A 6,000-nucleotide genomic window follows, 5' to 3' on the forward strand; every position below is an offset into this window, starting at 1 on the left:
GGAAAAATTTATAGGCAAAAAAGGGCAGTTAAAAGATTCTTTCGGAGCATGAAATCGGTTTAACTCCTCAATTATTAAGTCAGTATCCCTCATTCTCGCGTTTTCTTCGTTTTTCATTTTCTTCAACCATTTGATAGAGTAAGCAGGTAAAGGTCTAGTGTCACCTAGGTCGAAGAGAGGCAAACAGCGCTAATCATTACTCTTGCTATACTTTTAAAACAAATGGCTTCACTCGTTGCTGTTCTACAGCCTTTCCAAATTCTACGGGCGACAGGTCATGCAAACTCCCGCGAATACGGCACTGTCTTGAGCATTTTTAAGCTGCAATATTAGGTAAAATACAAGGATTTCCATTGACCTGTCGGGTATTTACAAAATAGTCCCTATCCTTTCACAAGGTGAGGACTATTTTACGATTACGTTTAGTACAAGGTAGAGCCTATTTTCTTTCGTTTGCTCCGATGGAACTGTTCTTCCAACCGGAGCCAATGTCAGCTTTCCAGCAGCCGCCGGAGTCATATCTCCAGATTAGGTCTTCTTGGAGATCGTTACCCGAGAGAGGTTCAAAGGTAGAGCCGCTCTCCAAACTCTATGTTGAACTTCTTCAGGCCAGGGCCAGTAATTTGTTATCTATAGTCATACATGCCTTATTGAGAATGTTTTGTAATAATATAGAAACAAACTAAAGAACCAAGAGCCCCTCCGGCAAGTAAGCCTAGTATGGGAAGAGGACCATCTAGAAAAAACATTCCGATCACTTGCGAGACAAACAAGATTAAGATAGTGATTTGTAAAACAACTTTCTTATCCATTTTCGCACCTCGATCCATAGTCGTTGAAGGCTTAAAAAGCCATTGTCCATACAGACTAATGGCTTTTTTCTAATTATTTAATATCCACTCACTAAAGTAAACTTCGTATTCGTCCAATTTTTGTAATACATCACTTTCTGGGCCGACGCAAGGTTACCAGCAACTTCTGCACTCGCTTGCAGACGAGCATTAGTTGCATATGCAGCTCCAGTAATAGCCGCTAGCGTACTCGTAGTCGCAGCCCCTGCATAAACTGCTTGCACCCATCCTGCTGCGCCAACCGGGAAACCTGCTACAAGAGCTATAGCTCCTGCGATAGCAACCACCCAAGCGGTAACTTCTGGTATATATTTTGAACCCTTCATGTCGTTCATTATGCCTTGCTCGTAATCATCGATATACCCTTGAAATTTACTTAGACTTCTAGCATTGTTTCCGTCTTTAGTGTTTCCTTTTCCTTTAACATATTTGTGAGCCTTTTCGCTTAAAACTTGTACAGTGAAAGTACCATCAGATAAATCCTCATTATAGTAATTATCAAACGCACCAGCAGCTTCTACCGAATTAGCTAATGCTGACTTAAAACCTTCTCTATCAATTTTTTCTTTGAGCTTTTCTGCAGTATCACGTATTTCTTCCACCTGCTCGTAGGTAATACCCTTCGACTCTTTGAAATTTTCCGATAATATATCGACTTTTCCCTCAACTATGTCTACGATGCTCGAAGCATCCCTTTTCGAACGTATGGTACTGTTAGAATTCTTTCCTTCTGTTTCTTCTTCCACAATCCTTTTAACTTTAGCTTCTCCTGTCTCCAAATCATTCATTGAGTCCTCATAGATGTATTTTGTAGCCAAATAATTTCCATCTATATCGAAAATATCTTCCTTCGAATGCACGATTGCTTCAATTACGGACCCCTCTTTAATCACTTTGGTATTCGATGTAATTTCCTTATATCCAGTTACTTCGAATTCTCCATCACTGTCTATCTCAAACGTTTTCACTTTCACTTGTTCTGGTGTCTCGTAAATTTGTTTAGCACTTTCAGCTTTTACAGGCGGCACAGACATTCCAACAATAAAAGTTGTGTAACACAAGAGTGAACATAGAGTAGTTTTTAATAATCTCATTTTCTTCATTAATGCATCCTCCTTTTATTGGAAACATATCAATTTTATTACATATTACCTAATTTTGTAAATAACTTTCTGTATGTTTTGAATTCCTGCCTTATTGACCCATTAAAAATCGGCTTTCGTTTTAGGTTTTATGTATGACGGATTGTAATATTAAAGTGCGACACCTAAACGTAGGAAAAAAAATGGCCCCCCAGCTGCTTTCTCACCGCCAGAAGGCTGCTTGCTTTACAAGTATCTTGTGATCCACTCTCGAATAACTGGATGACTTACATTGACCGCTTCACCGCCCGAAACATTTTCCTTAACGCTCCCACGTGTGACGTTTACCGACGTACGCTGTGCTGTAAATCGCATGGTAAAAGTGCTTAATTTTGCAGCAATTACTTATGCAGGTTAATGTAACTGGATTTGACATGGAGCGGTGTGTATGATAGGCTTGTCAGCCGTTACGACCCATAGAGGCTCCATGTCAAATCCAGCATATAAATCACTTCTTGCTGCATATTGATAAAAAATTATCGCAGCAAAATTCGGCACTTTTTGATTGCCAAACACATGTGCCACAATCCCGATAAGATCCCCGTACTCGTTCACAACGGCCCCACTACTATTACCCGGCTCCACTGGCACGCTTATCTGATATGAAAAAAGGTTCAAATAACAGAAGTGCAATTACGAAAAAACTCCCTCGTTTGGGTGATTTCGGACGCTATCCTTGTGCGACCAGATATTCAGCATCAGGCACCGGAAACAAAGCTTGCGCAGAAAAAGGATGTGATTGATTTTCTGTCAATCACATCCTTTTCTCCTACCTGCCCTGCGTCTGCTTCGTCCGGTAAAACTCATTGAACAGCTTCATCAGCGCCCGCTTCTCGATGCGGGATACGTATGAGCGAGAAATCCCCAACTCGCGGGCAATTTCGCGCTGTGTCTTTTCTTTGTCCTGATCCAGACCAAACCTGCCGATGATGACTTCTTTTTCGCGCTCATCGAGAATATGGATGTGCTGATAAATCTTGTTTGATTCCAGTTTGAGCTGCACAGCATCGACCACTTCGTCGGTTTCTGTGCCGAGCACGTCGATCAGCGTAATTTCGTTCCCTTCTTTATCGGTCCCAATCGGATCGTGCAGGGAAACGTCTTTTTTCGTTTTTTTCAGGCTTCGCAAATGCATCAGGATTTCATTTTCAATACAACGCGCTGCATACGTAGCCAGCTTGGTGCCCTTTTCCACCTGGTAGCTCTCGATTGCCTTGATGAGGCCGATCGTGCCGATGGAAATCAGGTCTTCACTGTCTTCTCCGGTGTTTTCGAATTTCTTGAGGTTGTGAATTCGCTCCTATGTCATAATCTTTCGCTACAGCTACGGCATTTCGAGCTTTCGTCAGTTTATCGAATGCACCAATGCTGGTAATGACTAGTTCGTCTCCCTCAAAGGTAACAAAGATCTCGTCAAACAAGGACATGATAATGTGGCGTTTGAAATCAAAGGTAAGCTCCTGCGAATTCTCCAGTTTCGTTCGGACGAATTCCACCATCGATTGAATCTTCTCCAATGTAAGTTCCTCTTTGAAATGAGCATCTAGCTGCGTTTGATACTTGTGAATCTGCATCGACAACCTTGAACTCTCTTCATTTAATCGCCTAAGATCTTCTACCATCTCTTCTTCGGAAATGACTTCCCGTCGGAACATCGTTTTGATTTTTTCTTTCTCGCGCTGGCGCGCATCCATCTCTTCTTGGAGTTGCTCCATCCTCCTTCGCACTTCATCGATACCGCTTCCCGCCTGCTCATTGATGTAGCGTACGAACTTCTCAGGATGACTTACAAGTTCAACGACTTCATTCCAGATATAATCTTCGAGGATCTCGGCTCGAAGTGTCTGACTTTCGCATTTGGCGACCTCAGGGCCATATCGCCTAGGGGCGTGATTGGGGCACCGATAACAACGGTACTTCTTTCGCCCTCCCGTTTCAGAATCTGTCCTGCCACTGTATGTAGTGGCCTCCCAGGTCCGCCCGCATCTTCCGCATTTTAGAACCGTTTTGAGCAAGAATTCATACTTTTGATTTCCGACCTGTTTGTTAGTGGTGTTCTTTTCTTTTTGCTTTTGCGCAAGTTCATACATCTGGCGATCGATTATCGCAGGAACACTCACATGGATCCATTCCTCTTCGCCACGCATGCCAATCGTTTTCTTTGGTTTTCCTGATTTCGTGGTTTCCCCTTTTATTTTTTGGGTTTTCCGACGGTTGTAATAGTAATTGCCGATGTAAATCTCGGAAGTAAGGATTCGACCGATACTGGATGCGCTCCAATTCTTTGACTCGCCTCGTTTGGGCATCACGCCTGCTTCGTATAACCGTTCCCCAATCTCCCGAAGGGTCAAATTTTCGAAAACATACCATCCGTAAATCATTTGTACATACTGGGCTTCTTTTTTATTGATGACGAGTTGCCCTTTCTCGTCTTTGTCGTAGCCGAACGGGGCTACTCGCATCGGCATAATCTTGCCTTGTTCTTTTACTGCGCGTTCTCTGCCTCGAACCGTACGCTTCCGAATCAATCCCAACTCGTAATTGGCAATAGCAGAGAGGATATTAAAAAACAAATCACCTTCATTCGACTTGTCCTTGGCTACATCTGTAAAGACAACCTCAGCCCCATTTTTTTCGAACTCCCTGACCGCGATTAGTTTGTCGGTCAAGTCTCTACTGAGACGATCGGGGTGGGTACATATCACATGGGAGATCCACCCGCTGGCAACATCCTCACGAAGTCTGGTCATTTCAGGGCGGATATCAATATCCTCGCCTGATGCGCCTTCTTCTCGATAAATGCGAAGATTAGACTCGAAGTATCCAAGTTCGAACGCCTTCTTTTTACATAACTCGATTTGGGAGTCCAAACTAGTGTTGTCGATCTGCTGAGCTGTCGAAACACGAACGTAAATCGCTACACTCATCGCACCTCACCTTTGTACAAAAAGATACCATTCATTATAGACAACCCTTTTACCAGCGTAAACGTGGGGACAATTGGTAAGAAAAGAGACTGGCTCATGATGAACCAGTCCATTTAAGGAGCAGCTGTTGCCAAATAGCGTGGATCACGTTACGTAGCCTCTCTTCCGCTTCTGCTATTTCTTGCTGATGATACTCCGCGCTATGGGGTACGTACCTGATGACAAGCTCTCGTTGTCCTTTCTTCGGCAAACATCCATCACCTCGGTACACCCTATGCGAGCGGATGATTGTCCTATGAATAAGAATACACCCTAGAATTTCGCTAGGGTGTCCGATATTTTGCCAATACTTTCTCGATGACGTGCTTGATCAGCTCATCGATGATTTCCTTCTCGGATCGATCCGTTTCCACGTGACCAAATGTAATTTTCAAGTTGATCTGCCGATTTCTTTTGCTACCTTTCATGATTTTCACCTCGGTACATAATGTGTAGGTTGAAGTGGCTTTGGATGTTTGATAATTCAACTCATTCCATCAATGAGACATGAATCATATTAACGGAATTTCACCGAGGAAAAAGGCGAAAGGGCTAAACAACGCTTGGAAACGATTGGGTATCGGTATTAGAGTACTGATTATCTTCGCTTCTTTCGTTTTCTGAACAAACCATAAATGTCGTGGACAGAAGATGAGGGACGTGAACGTGGACCTCCTGATCCCTTACCAGTGGGGGGACGATGATTCGTTACAACAACCTTTTTCTTCTTTTTTTCGGTTGTTTGGCCATAGACTGAGTGGGTTGCTGTTTACTCATAGACTGAACGGGTACTTGGTTGTCTGTCTTTCCCACCATAACTTGTATCCCCCTTCAAGTTCCTTTAGTATCCGTAACCGTCTTTTCTCCGCAACTATTTCGTTTCGCATCCCCTCCCTATATAGGAAAGGTACTGTTAAATGATTCTGGTTATGCCTTATCAAAAGGATCGCTTAAATATAGGGCACTACGGGTATGTTTTTGGAGGTAAAGACGATGTTGCAATGTTTTCTCCAGGTCAGCAAAAAATCGAGTAGGAGGGGG

The 6,000-nt window shown here is 43.2% G+C and carries 4 protein-coding genes; all 4 read right to left on the reverse strand.

Features of this window, described 5'->3' with window-relative positions; translation table 11 throughout:
• Positions 1-889: 889 nt before the first annotated feature.
• Positions 890-1,954: a hypothetical protein gene (locus DEP07_RS19295; RefSeq protein WP_063231315.1), complete on the reverse strand. Its 1,065-nt coding sequence runs from the start codon at positions 1,952-1,954 to the stop codon at positions 890-892.
• Between the two features lie 808 nt (positions 1,955-2,762).
• Positions 2,763-3,287: an RNA polymerase sporulation sigma factor SigK gene (sigK, locus tag DEP07_RS19300; protein WP_287102909.1), complete on the reverse strand. Its 525-nt coding sequence runs from the start codon at positions 3,285-3,287 to the stop codon at positions 2,763-2,765.
• Entirely contained in the window at positions 3,244-4,920 is a 1,677-nt protein-coding gene (locus tag DEP07_RS19305; RefSeq protein ID WP_287102907.1) for a recombinase family protein, read from the reverse strand. The genes sigK and DEP07_RS19305 overlap by 44 nt, the downstream gene beginning before the upstream one ends.
• Before the next feature lie 323 nt (positions 4,921-5,243).
• Entirely contained in the window at positions 5,244-5,387 is a 144-nt protein-coding gene (locus DEP07_RS19310) for a hypothetical protein (protein WP_287102908.1), read from the reverse strand.
• Positions 5,388-6,000: the final 613 nt, after the last annotated feature.

Origin of the sequence: Brevibacillus sp., from assembly GCF_003521185.1 — a bacterium.
Taxonomy (GTDB): domain Bacteria; phylum Bacillota; class Bacilli; order Brevibacillales; family Brevibacillaceae; genus Brevibacillus; species Brevibacillus parabrevis.